Source organism: Ewingella sp. CoE-038-23 (genome assembly GCF_040419245.1).
Taxonomy (GTDB): Bacteria; Pseudomonadota; Gammaproteobacteria; order Enterobacterales; family Enterobacteriaceae; genus Ewingella; species Ewingella allii.
On record NZ_JAZHOH010000001.1, the window covers coordinates 2,358,438 to 2,373,946 of the forward strand.

The 15,509-nt window shown below is 48.1% G+C and carries 12 protein-coding genes and 2 pseudogenes; all 14 read left to right on the top strand.

Features of this window, described 5'->3' with window-relative positions; genetic code table 11:
- The first annotated feature begins 232 nt into the window (after positions 1-232).
- The 14 genes and pseudogenes from V2154_RS11070 to tssE all read left to right on the top strand — a co-directional run bounded on the left by V2154_RS11070 (position 233) and on the right by tssE (position 15,505).
- The gene (locus V2154_RS11070; protein WP_353502295.1) at positions 233-772 is read left to right on the top strand and encodes a M949_RS01915 family surface polysaccharide biosynthesis protein; all 540 of its coding nucleotides are present in this window, start codon (positions 233-235) and stop codon (positions 770-772) included.
- Between the two features lie 232 nt (positions 773-1,004).
- Positions 1,005-2,237 carry a KPHS_23130 family T6SS system protein gene (locus tag V2154_RS11075; protein WP_496350366.1) on the top strand — a complete coding sequence of 411 codons (1,233 nt, stop codon included), beginning with the start codon at positions 1,005-1,007 and terminating at the stop codon, positions 2,235-2,237.
- The gene (locus V2154_RS11080) at positions 2,234-5,650 is read left to right on the top strand and encodes an ImcF-related family protein (RefSeq protein WP_353502297.1); all 3,417 of its coding nucleotides are present in this window, start codon (positions 2,234-2,236) and stop codon (positions 5,648-5,650) included. The genes V2154_RS11075 and V2154_RS11080 overlap by 4 nt, the downstream gene beginning before the upstream one ends.
- Before the next feature lie 39 nt (positions 5,651-5,689).
- The gene (tssA, locus tag V2154_RS11085) at positions 5,690-7,285 is read left to right on the top strand and encodes a type VI secretion system protein TssA (RefSeq protein ID WP_353502298.1); all 1,596 of its coding nucleotides are present in this window, start codon (positions 5,690-5,692) and stop codon (positions 7,283-7,285) included.
- Positions 7,286-7,306: 21 nt separating this feature from the next.
- A pseudogene (locus V2154_RS24950) lies at positions 7,307-7,627 on the top strand (PAAR domain-containing protein); the annotation flags it as partial.
- 312 nt (positions 7,628-7,939) lie between these two features.
- Positions 7,940-8,335 (top strand): annotated as a pseudogene (locus V2154_RS24955) (polymorphic toxin type 44 domain-containing protein); the annotation flags it as partial.
- Between the two features lie 11 nt (positions 8,336-8,346).
- Positions 8,347-8,796, top strand: a complete 450-nt coding sequence (gene tsiR / locus V2154_RS11095) for an immunity protein TsiR (RefSeq protein ID WP_441656082.1) — start codon at positions 8,347-8,349, stop codon at positions 8,794-8,796.
- A 400-nt stretch (positions 8,797-9,196) separates the two neighbouring features.
- A complete protein-coding gene (gene tsiR / locus V2154_RS11100) occupies positions 9,197-9,661 on the top strand; it encodes an immunity protein TsiR (protein ID WP_496350370.1) in 465 nt (154 codons plus the stop codon).
- A gap of 525 nt (positions 9,662-10,186) precedes the next feature.
- On the top strand, positions 10,187-11,224 hold the full coding sequence (locus V2154_RS11105) for a polymorphic toxin type 44 domain-containing protein (RefSeq protein WP_353502302.1): 1,038 nt from the start codon (positions 10,187-10,189) through the stop codon (positions 11,222-11,224).
- On the top strand, positions 11,221-11,676 hold the full coding sequence (gene tsiR, locus V2154_RS11110) for an immunity protein TsiR (RefSeq protein WP_353502303.1): 456 nt from the start codon (positions 11,221-11,223) through the stop codon (positions 11,674-11,676). Before V2154_RS11105 ends, tsiR (V2154_RS11110) begins: the two co-directional genes overlap by 4 nt.
- 80 nt (positions 11,677-11,756) lie before the next feature.
- Complete coding sequence (gene tssF, locus V2154_RS11115; RefSeq protein WP_353502304.1) at positions 11,757-13,520, top strand: type VI secretion system baseplate subunit TssF; 1,764 nt, start codon at positions 11,757-11,759, stop codon at positions 13,518-13,520.
- The gene (gene tssG, locus V2154_RS11120) at positions 13,484-14,560 is read left to right on the top strand and encodes a type VI secretion system baseplate subunit TssG (RefSeq protein ID WP_353502305.1); all 1,077 of its coding nucleotides are present in this window, start codon (positions 13,484-13,486) and stop codon (positions 14,558-14,560) included. Before tssF ends, tssG begins: the two co-directional genes overlap by 37 nt.
- Entirely contained in the window at positions 14,490-15,071 is a 582-nt protein-coding gene (gene tssJ / locus V2154_RS11125) for a type VI secretion system lipoprotein TssJ (RefSeq protein WP_437342032.1), read from the top strand. Before tssG ends, tssJ begins: the two co-directional genes overlap by 71 nt.
- The gene (gene tssE / locus V2154_RS11130) at positions 15,071-15,505 is read left to right on the top strand and encodes a type VI secretion system baseplate subunit TssE (protein ID WP_353502307.1); all 435 of its coding nucleotides are present in this window, start codon (positions 15,071-15,073) and stop codon (positions 15,503-15,505) included. The genes tssJ and tssE overlap by 1 nt, the downstream gene beginning before the upstream one ends.
- The last annotated feature ends 4 nt before the right edge of the window (positions 15,506-15,509 follow it).

Here is a 15,509-nt window from a genome sequence, read left to right on the forward strand (position 1 = left end):
TCATCATGCGGTTAGGCAAGTCAATTTTATTTATTCTTGATATTCCGACAAAACCTTCCACATCGAAATTTAATTTCACGCAACAGCATATAATTACAACAACACAAACAGTTTCATAGTCAAACCTGAGAAATATAGTGGAGTAATTAAAAACTTAAAAAAATGACTGATAAAAAGCAACCTTAAATAACACCCTAACTATAACCCCTAAAAGTAATGAAAAAGGAGTAACATGAACAAGCTAATATTCCTTATTTATTTTGCGATATCCTTTCCAGCTCATTCGGCTACCGGAATATACAAAAGCGTATGGATGGATATGAATGGCAAACATGACGTAACATTAACGGTTATGGATGGTGGTTTTGATAGGGAATCATCTGCTGTCATTCTTCATGGTGAAGGGAAATTAAACAACAAGAAAGAATGGGTAATTAATGACAGCGTAAAAAACTGTACTGAAGATTCCGATATATCTATATATCCTAATTCATTCGAGCTCTTGGATTTATTAAAAAAAGATAATTATTACATCCTTTTTTCATACAGAATAAGTTGTAGTGGAGGCATTGATCCTGGAATTGTTAAATATTTTGCATATCGAAATGGTATAAAATACTCACTGCGGGGGGAGGAGCATATCATCATGGGAAGTGATAATTTTGGTGGGGAGGTATCTCCAGCACCAGACTTTAACCTCAAAAATAACAAACCCCTTCTGGAGTATATGCTTAAAAAATGGCCCTCCGTTTCGACTACTAGAATTAATTAGCTTTTCAAAAACTGATTAAACCATATGAATTCATCTCTTAATGAGTCACGCACTAAAAGACTCTAGCATTATAAAAACAAGTAAAATAAATTATGTTATTTATGACATATTTAAACCGAAATGACTTAGGAATATTTAATTTAAGAAAAGCTTTTCATAAGTCATTAGCATATTTTCATCTGTGCGGATACTGACAATTTAACTCTCCATAATTTATATTCGAGCCCAAAACATGCCAGTAAACCTAAATAATATACCTGCCCCCTATCTACGCCCTACTCCGCCCAAGCCATTGCGCTGGTTAGCTGCGTTGGTATGCCTTGTCGCGACAGGAATATTACTGATGCGATTATTGGGGAAATTGGTGGGCGATGCCACTTTTTGGTGGTTTGCCATAGGCATTCCCGTCATTTTTTGGCTGGTATTAATGGGAATTCGAATGGCTATTTACATGATGCAGCAAATTCAGGCCAACGCTTGGGACAAACGCCGTGAACAGGTGATTTTGCAGGAAGTACGGCGTGGGCGCCGTGCGTTGCAAATTCTGGCAGCGACTTTCAGCACAGCTCATCTGGCAAATGCTGAATTCACCGACGGTACCGAAGCTATGCTTCGTAATCAGCCAATGTTAACACCGCAAACTAGCTGGAAAAAAGAAAGTACTGTCCGCCACAGTAAATTGCCGACTTCCGAAGATCATGAGCCTCATGACCGCATTGCCGCTGCCTTTGCTGAACTTTTGGAAAGTTTCGTGAATACGTTCGCCTTTATCCGGCCAGATCATCCTATTGCTGTTTTACTCGAATCCGCCTCTTCAATACCTGATGCACAGGTGAAAGAGATCTGGCAGAAGGCCTGGAAAAAGAGAGCGTTTCCTCAGCCTATGCATTTTGTTCGGGGGAGCGGGCTTAGGGTGATCGACAACTGGCTGGATAACCATATCCAAGATGAAGATTTGCTATTGGTTGTCGCCTTGCATATCGCGCCTGATATAACCCTGTTCAGCGCAGAAGCCGTGGTCGGACTGTTACTCGGCAACCGGCTGACACAAAAGGATTTGTTACCCCTTGCTCTGCTTCATCGGCCAGAACTTTCGGAAGCGAATGATGAAATGTTACGCGCCACTGCTGTGCAGGCTGCGGACTGGGTACCTATGAGCATCGATAAAGTGCAGCACCTGTGGTTAACAGGAATATCGGCTAAAAGCGATGCTTACAGAGCGATCCTCAAAGTCAAAACTGCGCTGCCATTTACCGGCCTTGGGCAACAAAGTGACATGCACCATATAGACAGTTTTCTTGGCAATACGGCACTTGTAGCCCCTTGGCTAGCCATTGCCGTTGCTGCCAAGGCGATGAGCTATTCCCCTGCCCCACATTTTATTTTTAACGGCGAACAAGGCAGCGAAAGTGTCTGGAGTTGTGCCGTCTCTCCCAATGCTTCTCACAAGGAGAACATAACGTGAAGCGCATTGCCTTACCGATTAAAAAACCAGAAGTCTGGTTCTGGATTATTGCCTTACTATTTTTACTTACAGGCGCGCTACTTTGTTGGCTAGTCTGGCAGCACCCAGAACAGGTTGGGTTAATGCCAGACACGCCGCAGCGAGATCGCTGGCTGACAGGGTTGATGGTAGGAACTGGCGTTCTGAGCTGTTGCGCGTTGTTAACCTATGCCGGTACGCGGCTTTCGGGTAAAAAGCATTTTGATGAAATTCGTCAACAAGCCAAAGGGGATGATATTCCTAAGCCTGAAAAAGTAGCGAAAGATAAATCTCTGAACAAAATGGTGTTTCTGAAGCGCCATCTGCGCCTTCGCTACGGCCTGTTCTGGCGCAATAAAGTTCGTTTGCTGATGGTAATGGGTGAAGCCGAACAGGTTGCCGCGCTGGCACCTACTCTGGCAAGTCAGGGCTGGCTTGAAGGTCAGCGCACGTTGCTCATTTTTGGTGGCAGCCTGCATGAAGAAGGCGATCACTCGCGTCTGACTGAGTGGCGAAAGCTGCGCCGCACTCGGCCCTTCGACGGCATCGTCTGGGCGATGGCTGATGGGCAAAGCCGAAACGCTCAGTGGGTCGATGACGGCCTGCGATCTTTGGAAAAAATCGGCGATACGCTGCGCTATCAGCCTGCGGTTTATCTCTGGCAGGTGGTTGAAGGGAAAGCTGAGGGTCTCTCGCGCACGGAACAATCGATAGGAGCCATTTTCCCTGCAAAAATGTCATCCGAGTCGATTCAGTCTCAACTTAAATCCTTAACACCGCAGCTGCGCGAGCAGGGTTTACAGCAGGTATTTGTCGATCAGCAGCATGACTTCCTGCTGCGCCTTGCTCAATCACTGGAGAGCAGCACCGCCGCGCATTGGGGGAAAATACTCACCCCGTGGCTCGCCAGCTATGGCAAACGCATCCCTTTACGCGGCTTAATGTTCAGCCAGCCGGTATCATCGGCCACCTCTGCCGGCGTCCATGAAAAAACCTGGTCTGCACCCGTAACTTGGCAAGGGGTTTTAGAGGATTGTCGCGCGGCGCGTGGACAACGCGTTGGCCTGCCATGGGAGCAAACCCTGTGTTACAGCCTACTGGCGCTGATTATGCTTTGGGCAGCAGGAAGCCTGATGTCGTTTGCAGTTAATCGCCATCAAATGGTCTCAGCCAGCGAACTGGCGCAGAATCTGGCGAAGCCGCTTCCAGTGTCTGATGCGCAACTGATCGCCCTACAAGCCCTGCGCAATGATATCGGACGTTTACAAACCCGCGTTCAGCACGGCGCTCCTTGGTATCAGCGTTTTGGCTTAGACCAAAATGCGGCACTGCTTGATGCCCTACTCCCTTGGTATCGTCAGGCGAATAATCGCCTGATACGCGATGCCGCTGCGGACAGTTTGCAGCAGAAACTGAGCGTGCTGGCCAACCTTCCGGCGAATAGCCCGAAACGCGCTGTGCTGGCGAAATCAGGCTACGACCAGTTAAAAGCCTACTTGATGATGGCGAGACCAGAAAAAGCCGAAGGCCAGTTTTACGCGCAAGTGATGAAATCCACTGAGCCGCGTCGTGCAGGCGTCTCTTCCGGCCTGTGGCAGAGCCTGGCGCCAGATTTATGGCAGTTTTATGCTTCTAACCTGCCGACTCAGCCAAGTTGGAAAATCAACGTCGATAGCAGTCTGGTCACTCAGGCTCGTCAGGTGCTACTGGGTGAAATTGGTCAGCGCAATGCCGAAAGCACGCTATACGAAAATATGCTGCTGTCGGTTCGTCGCAACTATGCCGATATGACGCTGACTGATATGGCGGGCGATACCGATGCCCAGCGCCTGTTCCACACTGATGAAACCGTGCCGGGCATGTTCACGCGCAAAGCCTGGGATGAGCAAATCCAGCAGGCGATTGATAAAGCCGTGGCGTCGCGCCGCGAAGAGATTGACTGGGTGCTGAGTGATAATCGTCGCTCAGTTGCTGATGAAATCTCACCTGAAGCCCTGAAAAAACGCCTGACAGAACGCTATTTCATTGATTTTGCAGGCAGTTGGTTGAACTTCCTCAACAGTCTTCATTGGAACGACGCTCATAATTTATCTGATGTTATTGACCAGCTCACCCTGATGAGCGACGTGCGCCAGTCGCCATTGATTGCCTTAATGAACACACTGGCGTGGCAGGGGCAGACCGGGCAAAAAGATCAGGCCCTGTCGGACTCTCTGGTGAAATCGGCGAAAGCCTTGATCAATAAAGACGCGCAGCCAGCCATCGACCAACAGGCCCACGGCCCGGTCGGGCCGCTGGATGAAACCTTTGGTCCCCTGCTCGCCTTGATGGGCAAAGGCAGTGCGCAAAATATGATGCCTTCCGACAGTTCGCTCAGCCTGCAAACGCTGCTGACCCGCGTGACTCGCGTCCGTCTTAAACTTCAGCAGGTTGCCAATGCCTCTGACCCACAGGAGATGACACAGGTACTGGCGCAGACGGTATTCCAAGGCAAAAGCGTCGATCTGACCGACACCCAAGAGTACGGCAGCCTAATCGCCGCCAGTCTGGGAGAGGAATGGAGCGGTTTTGGGCAATCTATGTTTGTTCAGCCTTTGACTCAGGCTTGGGAAACGGTGCTGCAACCCTCTTCCGCCAGCCTCAACGATCAGTGGAAAAACGCCATTGTCGCTAACTGGAAATCAGCGTTTGACGGGCGTTATCCGTTCGCCATCAGTAAGAGTGATGCGTCACTGCCGATGTTGGCCGAATTTATTCGCAAAGACAGTGGCCGTATCGACAGCTTCCTGACCCGCGAACTGAGTGGCGTGCTGCATAAAGAAGGCACTCGCTGGGTGCCAGACAGGGTTAACAGTCAAGGATTGAGCTTTAATCCGGCGTTTCTCGAGGCGATTAATCAACTCAGCCAGATTTCCGACATCCTGTTTACTGATGGCAGTCAGGGTATGCGCTTCGAGCTGCTCGCCCGCCCCGTGCCAGACGTAGTGGAAACCAACCTATCAATTGACGGACAAAAGCTCAAATACTTCAATCAGATGGAAAGCTGGCAGAGCTTCCGCTGGCCGGGCGATACCTATAAACCGGGCACCATGCTGACCTGGACGAATGTTAACGCTGGCGCCCGTTTATACGGCGATTATCAGGGAACCTGGGGATTGATTCGTTGGCTGGAACAGGCAAAACAGCAAAAGCTTGATGAGGGGCGCTATCAGCTCACCTTCACAACCACCGATAAACAGCCGCTCCAGTGGATATTGCGCACCGAGCTCGGCAAAGGCCCGCTGGGCCTATTGCAGCTGCGCAACTTCACGCTGCCGACAAAAATCTTCCTGACATCAGAGACGCAAGCTACTGCTGAAAAGCCCTTTGACGCCGATGCAATAGCCCAAGAGTGATCTCCGCCCCTCTCGCTTAAAAATTCAACAGGACCCGTAATGACCACATTAATCACGCTGCAAGAGGCTTGCAGCGCCGAGTCTTCATCACTCTTGCAATTGGCAACTGAGCAGGCCGCACTCTGGAATAACTGGTTAAAACCGATCTCAGCGGATCAGCCTGCCGGTGAAGATCCGGGCTACGACGACGACTTTCAGCAAATGCGCGAAGAGGTGAATAAGCTCTCAGGTGCGAATACCACGCTTATCTGCGAGCTGTCGGAGAAATTGCTTACCGCCTATTGCAAGGATGTGCGGGTCGCCACCTATTACATCTGGGCGCGTCTGCATCGCGATGGCGAAGCCGGCTTTGCTGATGGTCTCTCCTTGTTAGCGGCTCTCCTTGGCGATTACGGCGAAATGCTCCATCCGCAACGTGCCACCAGCAGAAAAACGGCGCTCGAATGGCTTGCAGGCTCGCGCATGCTGGACAGCCTTTCACTCTATCCCGAGGTCGATAAAGCCGATTTTTCCCGCATCGTGGCGGCCCTGACACTTATCGAACATGGCGTAAGCACATGGCCTGAAGCGAGTCGCCCACAGTTCGGCGCACTCTACGCCGTGCTGGAAAATCGCCTCGCGCAGTCTGGCGGGATGCATGCCGTGGTGCCGCAAAATAGCGGCTCTTCAAGCCCCTCGACGGAATCCACCAACGCGTCCCCCTCACTGCGACCAGTGCAGTCCGGCCGCGACTTGCTGGATCAAGCAAAGACGCTGGCAAAATACCTGCGCGACCAGCCTCAGGGGTGGCTCTCGGGTCATCATCTGATCAAGAGCGTGCGTTGGGATACGGTTCATGAACTTCCTCCGCTGGACGCCAGTGGGCGCACTCGCTTACTGCCGCCGCGCCCGGAGTATCGCGCGCAGCTCAAGCGTCTTTACTTGCAACAGAGTTGGGTAGAACTGCTGGAACAGGCAGAGTCGATGTTTGCCGAAGGCGTTAACCACTTTTGGCTCGACGTGCAGTGGTATCTGCATCAGGCACTTAGCAAGGCGGGAGCGCCCTTCGACAGCTGGACCAGCTGTATTACTCAGGATTTGCGCCTGCTGCTGACCCGTCTCACCGGACTGGAAAGCCTGTGCTGGAGCGACGGAACGCCTTTCGCGGATGAAGTCACGCAAGATTGGATTAATCAGCAGGTGCTGGAATCGATCACTGGCTGGGGCAATGAACCCGCCGCTGCCGTCACCTCCGGCGAGGACGATATTCTACAGCTTGAAAGCGAGGCGCTGGCACAGGCCGACAGTGACGGCGTTGAAACCGCGATCCTCTGGTTGCAAGCACGTCCAGGAGTCACTACCCCGCGCCATCAATGGTTGTTACGACTGGTGATGGCCCGCGTCGCCGAGCAATATGGCAAGAACGACATGGCGCTCCACCTGCTTGCGGATCTAGATAACGGCGGCTCGTCACTCACTCTAAACCACTGGGAGCCGGGATTGGTTTTTGAGGTCAAAGCCCGACGCCTCAAGTTACTGCGTATGAAGGCGCAGCGCAGTGACAGCGACAAACTTCGCCTGCACAGCGATATGGAAACCTTGCTCAGCGGGCTAATAGCGCTCGACCCGGCAAGGGCTGCGGTGTTGTGTGGTTAACATTTAATAAGGGATTATTTTATGACACAAGGTTATTACTTGGTGGTGGAAGATGAAACCACCTGTGGCGGTATCATCATTGAAGGTGATACAACCCACACACTGTTCGGCAGAGCCGTGGCTCGCGAGGAAGATCGCGTAACCTGCGGCAAACACCCCGGCACTTACTTTATTATCGGCCATATTCCCGGGGATAAGATCCACGGCCGAAATTTCGCTGGCACCCTGCACAGCAAAAGCAGCTGTCCTTGCGAAGCAGAGTTTATTCCGTCAATGGTGGATGATACGTATGATTTAACTCCTTCTGATTCTTCTAAACCAAGTACTCAAGCAAGTGAATCCGCCGACAACAATAACCAAGCTAACTCGCCCAAAAATAAAATAATCTGTACGCATACAGATGGCGCCTTAATTGTCGCCGAATATATTGTTAATGAAATTAAAAAGAATGTAAGAAGTCAGACTGCGGAACAAATTAGGTTACTTATAGACAAAGAAACTTATAACGAAAGTATGAAAGAATGGGAACATAGTCCTTGGTATAATAAATTGAACCCACCACCGCAACTTTCACCGGTTACTGCGATGGCAATTTGGTTTCAAGCAGTAAAAACAGGATCGATTTGGGATCATAAGCATTTAATAAAATCCAAATTTAGTGAGGTAGCTGTAGAGCGTCAATTAAAAAGCCGCCAAATCTCAAAGAGCCATTATCACAAATACAAAAATCACGATTACTTCTATGATGTCTGGTCTAATATACATTATGGTTATGTAGGGTTAAGCACTGGGTTTTCAGTTGAAACTTTACTTGCAGGCTCAAACATGGAACAAATTAGAACCAGCATTGATTCGGTAAAAGATCCAATTGACGATATTGCTTGCGTAAACATAGGATTTAACTTGTATTATAAATACGGTAGGTACGCACGGGACTTAACCTCTATAGACATTCTAAACGCACTCGAAAATGAACCAGACATTAACTTGAAACAATCGAGACAAGACCATTTGTGTTTGAGTGTAAAAAAACCAAACTATACTGTTTAGAGTAAAAATCAATGAGAAAACCAATATTAGTCTCGACTTTAATTGTTGCATTATTTTTCACATCATTCTATATAATAAGTTTACTAAAGCCGAAAATATTGATCCACAACAATACAAGTCATAATATTTATATATACTTTGGCGAAAGTACATATGATGTAGACCCAAGCGTCGAAGAGGTTGATAAGATAATAAAAAGAAGACCCAACGAGCTCATGCCCGGCCAAAAAATAATGTTAAAACCTTCTTTAAAAAGATTATTAGCCAACGATTCGGAAGTGGGTGTCGGTTGGTATATTGGAGGGCAATATGAATATAATTCAATCAGCACATCGGGGCAATTATTTAAACTCTCCAAACAAGAAGGAAACTGCTCAATATCAATTATCATTAAAAGCGACACGGCTATTTTAAAGAAAGAGAACAAAACCATCTGTTACCAAAAACTTCATGCATTTTAAACAAGTTTATGATACCTATTAGCGAGCATCGTAGAGAAATCATGAGATATTCATTTAAAAAAAATACATACTTCGCTGGGTGATGATAATCGTAGCTTGTTTTGTTTATTTTACCTTAATAACAATAACATCGTTCCAAATAGGTGCATTTTATGAAAATCAAAGCATAAAACTCACTCCCCCAACTTCATTAAAAGAATATTATGATGCAATCGACGCTCTAACCAGTGCACTCGATAGTATCAATCGGGCATCTATTTATGGCTTTGTCATATCCATGTCCACTATCTTGTTTTCTTTTAAGAAAATTAGATAGGCATGATATTACTTAGGTTATGAGATCTAAAAGTGATATTTGATAAAAATTAGTTGGGACAACTCTAAAGGATCCTAAGTGAGAATGCCAATAATAATGATTACAGCAACTGTAATACTTTTAGCAATCATTACTGCTAAATTAGATCTCGTCAAGCCTACAATACTTATATCAAACAGTACAAAACATAACATTTACTTGTACTCTGGCGAAAGCATATATGGTGTTGAACCTAATGAAGAGGAAGTTGAAGAAATAATGAACGAGACACCTCAAATCATTAAACCCAATGAGTTAAAAAGGATATCGCCTTCTATTTTTAGGATGATGAAAAATAACACAAGGATAGATATAGGTTGGAGTGTTGGTAACAGACAATCTTATTACTCCATCAGCAGTGGCGGACAACCATTCACTCTCTCATCTGATGGAAGGATTTGTAAAGCATTAATAACCATATATGAAAAAAGATCTACCCTTGAAGAAATAAAGCGTGGATTCTGTTATAAAAGAATAACTCCATTCAGAGACACCTATGGACAGAACTAGAATAAATGACTTTATCATCTTAAATATTAAAAGTAACTTAGGGTAATTGACTGTCAGTTCAATAACCCTCACTTTTACCTGGCCATCCTCTTTGATAATTTCCATTATTGTAATAAGCGTTGTATTAATTCTTATACCACTGGATATCAAATATACCTTTGAACCTAACTTTGGGAATAGAGAATAGATTTTCTTAATTGAGGAACTATATCATATCGTTTACACGTTTTATTGGGTTTCGATTATCTCCTTCATCAAAATAACCACATTCATGCTCTTTATGTTCATGCGAACTTTAAAGAAAATAAAAGCTTAAAAACTTCCCCAATCACCACTCTTCATCATTGAGATCCCATGGATGACTTAACCCTGCGTTATTTTGACGCCGAAATGCGTTACCTGCTATACCCAATGCGACGGTAGGATGAATATACCCAAATCAGCTCCTTACTCTGCGGGCTGATAGTCCTCGACCCGGCAAGGGCTGTGGTGTTGTGTGGTTAACATTTAATAAGGGATTATTTTATGACACAAGGTTATTACTTGGTGGTGGAAGATGAAACCACCTGTGGCGGTATCATCATTGAAGGTGATACAACCCACACACTGTTCGGCAGAGCCGTGGCTCGCGAGGAAGATCGCGTAACCTGCGGCAAACACCCTGGCACTTACTTTATTATCGGCCATATTCCCGGCGATAAGATCCACGGCCGAAATTTCGCCGGCACCCTTCACAGCAAAAGTAGCTGTCCTTGCGAAGCAGAGTTTATTCCGTCAATGGTGGATGATACGTATGATTTAACTCCTTCTGATTCCTCTAAACCAAGTACTCAAGCAAGTGAATTCGCCGACAACAATAACCAAGCTAACTCGCCAAAAAATAAAATAATCTGTACGCACACAGATGGCGCCTTAGTTGTTGCCGAATATATTGTTAATGAAATTAAAAAGAATGTAAGTAGTCAGACTGCGGAACAGATTAGGTTACTTATAGACAAAGAAACTTATAACGAAAGTATGAAAGAATGGAGAAATAGTCCTTGGTATAATAAATTGAACCCACCACCTCAGCTTTCACCGGTTACTGCAATGGCAATTTGGTTTCAAGCAGTAAAAACAGGATCCATCTGGGATCATAAGCATTTAATAAAATCTAAATTTGGTAGACTAGCTGTAGAGCGCCAATTAGCAAGCCGGGAAGTTTCAAAGAGTCATTACCACAAATACAAAAATCACGATTACTTTTATGATGTCTGGTCTAATATACATTATGGTTATGTAGGATTAAGCATCGGATTTTCAATTGAAACTTTACTTGCGGGTTCAAACATTGAACAAATAAGAACCAGCCTTGAGTCTAAAAAAGATCCTCTCGACGATATTGTTTGTATGAACATAGGGTTTTCTCTATTTAAAGAATTTGGAAAATACGCAGAAGAGCTGACAGCTCAAGATATCCTAAATGCATTGGAATCTGAAAGTGACAATGTTCTTACGGAGTCGAGAGATGAACATTGGTGCATAAAAATCTCTAGTAATGGCTCGTTAGGGGAAACTAAATGATTAGCATTATAAAAAGAAGAAAAATCACCACAACTATATTAGCCCTGCTAATTATAATTACATCGGCTTATAAGTTAAAGCCACACATTATAATAAAAAACAACACAAACGAGATCGTCCGTGTTTATGTTATGGAAAGAGTTGTTTCCGAAGACGAACCGTCCATAGAGGAAGTAGACCAGCTAAAAAAAGTAAGGATTTTAAATCCTCAGGGAGAGATAAGCATCGCGCCCTCTTTCAGCACTTTACTACATAGAAATAAAGAAATAGACATTGGCTGGAGAACTATGCCTCCTGAAAAAAACAATACCAAAGTGGGCCATAAATGGTTTTTCATAAAAGCGACAAAAGGGAACTGTAGTTATTCCCTAACGATAAGTAATGATAACTACACTTTAAAAAATGAACATAGCCATATATGTATTAAACGTCTCACTCCAATAACTGACTGATTCTGATTAATAGTTAAATCTTTGAAACAACCAACTCACAGATTAAATCCCCAATCACCACTCTTTATCATTGAGATCCCATGGATGACTTAACCCTGCGTTATTTTGACGCCGAAATGCGTTACCTGCGCGAAGCGGGCGAAGAATTTGCTCGTGCGCACCCTGACCGCGCTGCCGGATTGAATCTGGATAAAGTCGGGGCTCGCGACCCCTATGTTGAACGCCTGTTTGAAGGCTTTGCTTTCCTGATGGGCCGCCTGCGGGAGAAGCTTGATGATGACCTGCCGGAGCTTACCGAAGGGCTGGTCAGCCTGCTTTGGCCGCACTACTTGCGCACCATCCCTTCCCTGTCGATCGTGGAATTCACCCCAGACTGGCGGGAAATGAAGGAGCGGATGACGATGCACAAAGGGTTCGAAGTTTTGTCGCGCCCGATTGGTGAACGCGCAACGCGCTGCCGCTATACCACGACTCAGGACATCGAGCTGCTGCCGATCTCGCTACAACGCGCCGCGCTGGACAGCGAGCCTGACGGTCGCTCGGTGATTCGCTTGCGTTTTAACTGCGGCGAATTGGCTGACTGGAGCAAAATTAGTCTCAAGCATTTGCCGATCTATCTTGATGCCGATGCCCCGCTGGCCTGCGCCCTGCATGAAGCGTTGACGTTAAATACGGCCAAAATGTGGATCCGCCTGCCGGGTCAGGCCGACCGTCAGCTGTTAGACGGCTTTTTCGCCCCGCAGGGTTTTAGCGAGCAAGACCAGCTGTGGCCGAAAGGCGATACAGCATTCAGTGGCTACCAGCTTTTGCTGGAATACTTCACTTTCCGCGAAAAGTTTATGTTCGTCGCCCTGGAAGGATTGGAATCGGTGCCGCTGCCGAACGCACTTCCATGGTTTGAGATTGACGTGGTGCTGGAAAAGCGTTGGGAACACGACTTCTCTTTCTCAGAAAAACACCTGCGCCTGCACTGCGTGCCGGTGATCAATTTGTTCTCGCTGGAGTCAGATCCTCTCACCCTCTCCTCTTTGCAGACGGAATACCTGCTGCGCCCAATGCGGGTGCAGGATGGCTATACCGAAATCTACTCGGTGGACTCGGTTATCTCGTCCAAAAACTCGGGTTATCAGGTGTACGTGCCTTTCACCAGCTTCCGCCACAAAGGAGGCATGCTGCGCCACGATGCACCCGAGTATTACTACCACACGCGAGTGAAGCGCGGTCCATCGGGCCTGCATGACACTTGGCTGGTATTGGGTGGCGAAGCTTTTGATAACCACACCGTGCCGGAGAGTGAGAATCTCTCCCTAAACCTGACGGGAACTAACGGCCAGCTGCCGCGCAAATCCTTGCAAAGCACGGTGCTGGATACCGTCGTCAAATCTACCGGCGCCAACGTGCGGGTGCGCAACCTGTCCGTGCCGTCGATGCCCTGTTACCCGCCGAACCGCGATCGTTTTCACTGGCGGGTGCTCAGCCATCTGGGCAGCAGCTTCCTATGGATGATGGACAGTGCCGAAGTGCTGCGCGGCACGCTCGCCCTGTATGACTGGACGGAAAGCGAGATGAACCGCCGCCGTCTGGATGCCATTGCCGACGTCAAACACAGCGAAATTGAGCGTTTTGAACGGGGGTATTTGCTGCGCGGCGTGCACATTGAAATCACCCTCGACAGCAACGGATTCGCCGGTACAGGTGATATTTGCCTGTTTGGCGAAATGCTTAGCCGCTTCTTCGCACTGTATACCGATATTCATCTCTTTAACCGCCTGACCCTGATACTGCAACCCACCGGAGAACGACTTGAATGGGAAGAGAATCACAAAACCCGCCTTCCCGGCTAAATGCCAGGTTAGAGCGGGATATCAGTAAGATTAATTTTTTCCGATTCTGCCAGTTGCTCGAACAACCCGGCATGCCGAAACTGGGAAGTACCGCCAACCCAGCGGACGATCCGGTGCGTTTTCGGCCCCATCCTGGGATGGGTTTTCCCGTCAGCGAACTCAAGGCGCTGGAAACCGATCCCGACGGATTGCCGACGGTACGCACCACCTTTATGGGGCTGTATGGCGTAGATTCCCCACTGCCAACATCCTATATCGACGACATCACCCAGCAGCGCGAAGGTCACGAGGCGCTGGCGGGTTTTCTCGATATTTTCAACCATCGCATCATGACCCAGTTTTATCGTATCTGGCGTAAATACTCCTACCCGGCGACCTATGAGGCGGGCGGCAAAGACAATATTTCGCAGAACCTGTTGGGCCTGATTGGCATGGGAATTCCCGGCTCGCAGCAGCATTTTGCTACGCCGACGTCGAGATTTTTGGCGCTGCTCGGCGTGATGCGCCAGCCGGGCAGAACGGCTGAAGGCGTACAGGCGCTGGTGCGATTACTGGCTCCGGCAACGCGGGCAGATGTCACACCACATTGCTTGCGTACTGTACGTATTGCCTCACCCATGGCATTTACCGACGAGGGCGCCGACTGGCTGCGCGACGCCACCGTATTGGGTGATGAAGCCACCGATGCCAACAGCCAGTTGCTTATCTCACTGCACACTGAAGATAGTGAAGAAGCCAAGGAATGGCTGCCGGATGGCTCGATTTATGCCGATTTTCTGGTGTTGTTGCGCGTCTACCTGGGTTGGCGCTACAAGGCACGCATTCAACTGACCGTCCCCATTCGCCTGCTTCCTACTCCCATCTTGGGCGATACGCCGATTTGGCTAGGGCTCACCGGCGTACTGGGGCTGGATGAAGAAGCTTCAACCCAAGACATACCTGATTATTTTACCGTGGAGCTGGGCCTTTATAGCGGCATGGCTACCCACAAGCCTCAAGAAGGAACACCGCGTGTTATTAAATACCGTTTGGAAAAGTAAAATCGGACTCCCCGTCTTGGCTCTGTTATTGAGCGGCTGCGGGCTGACTCAAACCGTAACGGATGGCACCGTTGCTGCCACCAAATCTATATTCTTCAAGCAGATAAAAGTCCTGCATTTGGATTTTACCGCCCGTGAAGCACTGAACACAGATGATAACGAGCAGAACTCTTCCTCCGAGCCGGTGATGGTGCGGGTCTATCAGCTACGCGACGACAAAACCTTCCAGAAAACGGTTTATCAACAGCTCGCCGAAGATGGCGAAGACGCGCTGAAAGAGGAGCTTCTGGCGACTCGCAGCCTAGTGGTGAAGCCGGGAACCTCGGTGTCACTGGACATGCCAATGGAAAAAGACGCCAAGTTTGTCGCCATCGTCGGCCTATTCCGCCATCCGGATATGAATAAAGACCACTGGCGGCTGCTGATCAATCGCGAAGAACTCGATCCCGATTCCCCTCGCGTCATTGAGCTGGGTAACAATAACCTGACGCTGCGCGCGGAGAAAAAGTGATGTCGCAAAGTCACTCGCCCTCACTCTACGAAATGCTGCTAGGCAACTTTGCCGGGGGGCTTAATCTGCAACAAGTCAGCGAGCAGGATCAGGTGATCCTCTCGGTGCTCGACAATATGCAGCGTATTCTCAACTGTCGCGCGGGGACGCTGAGCCATTTGCCGGACTACGGGTTGCCGGACATGAGCAAAATCCTGCAAGGGATGCCCGGCACCGCGCACTCGCTGTTGACCACGCTTTCGCACACCTTGTTGAAATATGAGCCGCGGCTAAAAAAAATCAAAGTGCTTCTGCTGCCGCAATCCACGCCGGGCCAGTTGGAATACGGCATTGACGCCGAGCTAAAGGAGTTCGGGCTGGTGCATTTCGGCACGGCTTTTATGCCCGAAGGCCGGGTGCTGATCCGCCATTTAAAACAGCAGCAGTATCTCTAACCCC

What these genes read in the sequence shown, in the direction of transcription:
- V2154_RS11070 (WP_353502295.1), top strand. Translation starts at nt 233, where the DNA reads ATGAACAAGCTAATATTCCTTATTTATTTTGCGATATCCTTTCCAGCT.
- V2154_RS11075 (WP_496350366.1), top strand. Translation starts at nt 1,005, where the DNA reads ATGCCAGTAAACCTAAATAATATACCTGCCCCCTATCTACGCCCTACT.
- tssA (WP_353502298.1), top strand. Translation starts at nt 5,690, where the DNA reads ATGACCACATTAATCACGCTGCAAGAGGCTTGCAGCGCCGAGTCTTCA.
- tsiR (WP_441656082.1), top strand. Translation starts at nt 8,347, where the DNA reads ATGAGAAAACCAATATTAGTCTCGACTTTAATTGTTGCATTATTTTTC.
- tsiR (WP_496350370.1), top strand. Translation starts at nt 9,197, where the DNA reads ATGCCAATAATAATGATTACAGCAACTGTAATACTTTTAGCAATCATT.
- V2154_RS11105 (WP_353502302.1), top strand. Translation starts at nt 10,187, where the DNA reads ATGACACAAGGTTATTACTTGGTGGTGGAAGATGAAACCACCTGTGGC.
- tsiR (WP_353502303.1), top strand. Translation starts at nt 11,221, where the DNA reads ATGATTAGCATTATAAAAAGAAGAAAAATCACCACAACTATATTAGCC.
- tssF (WP_353502304.1), top strand. Translation starts at nt 11,757, where the DNA reads ATGGATGACTTAACCCTGCGTTATTTTGACGCCGAAATGCGTTACCTG.
- tssG (WP_353502305.1), top strand. Translation starts at nt 13,484, where the DNA reads ATGGGAAGAGAATCACAAAACCCGCCTTCCCGGCTAAATGCCAGGTTA.
- tssE (WP_353502307.1), top strand. Translation starts at nt 15,071, where the DNA reads ATGTCGCAAAGTCACTCGCCCTCACTCTACGAAATGCTGCTAGGCAAC.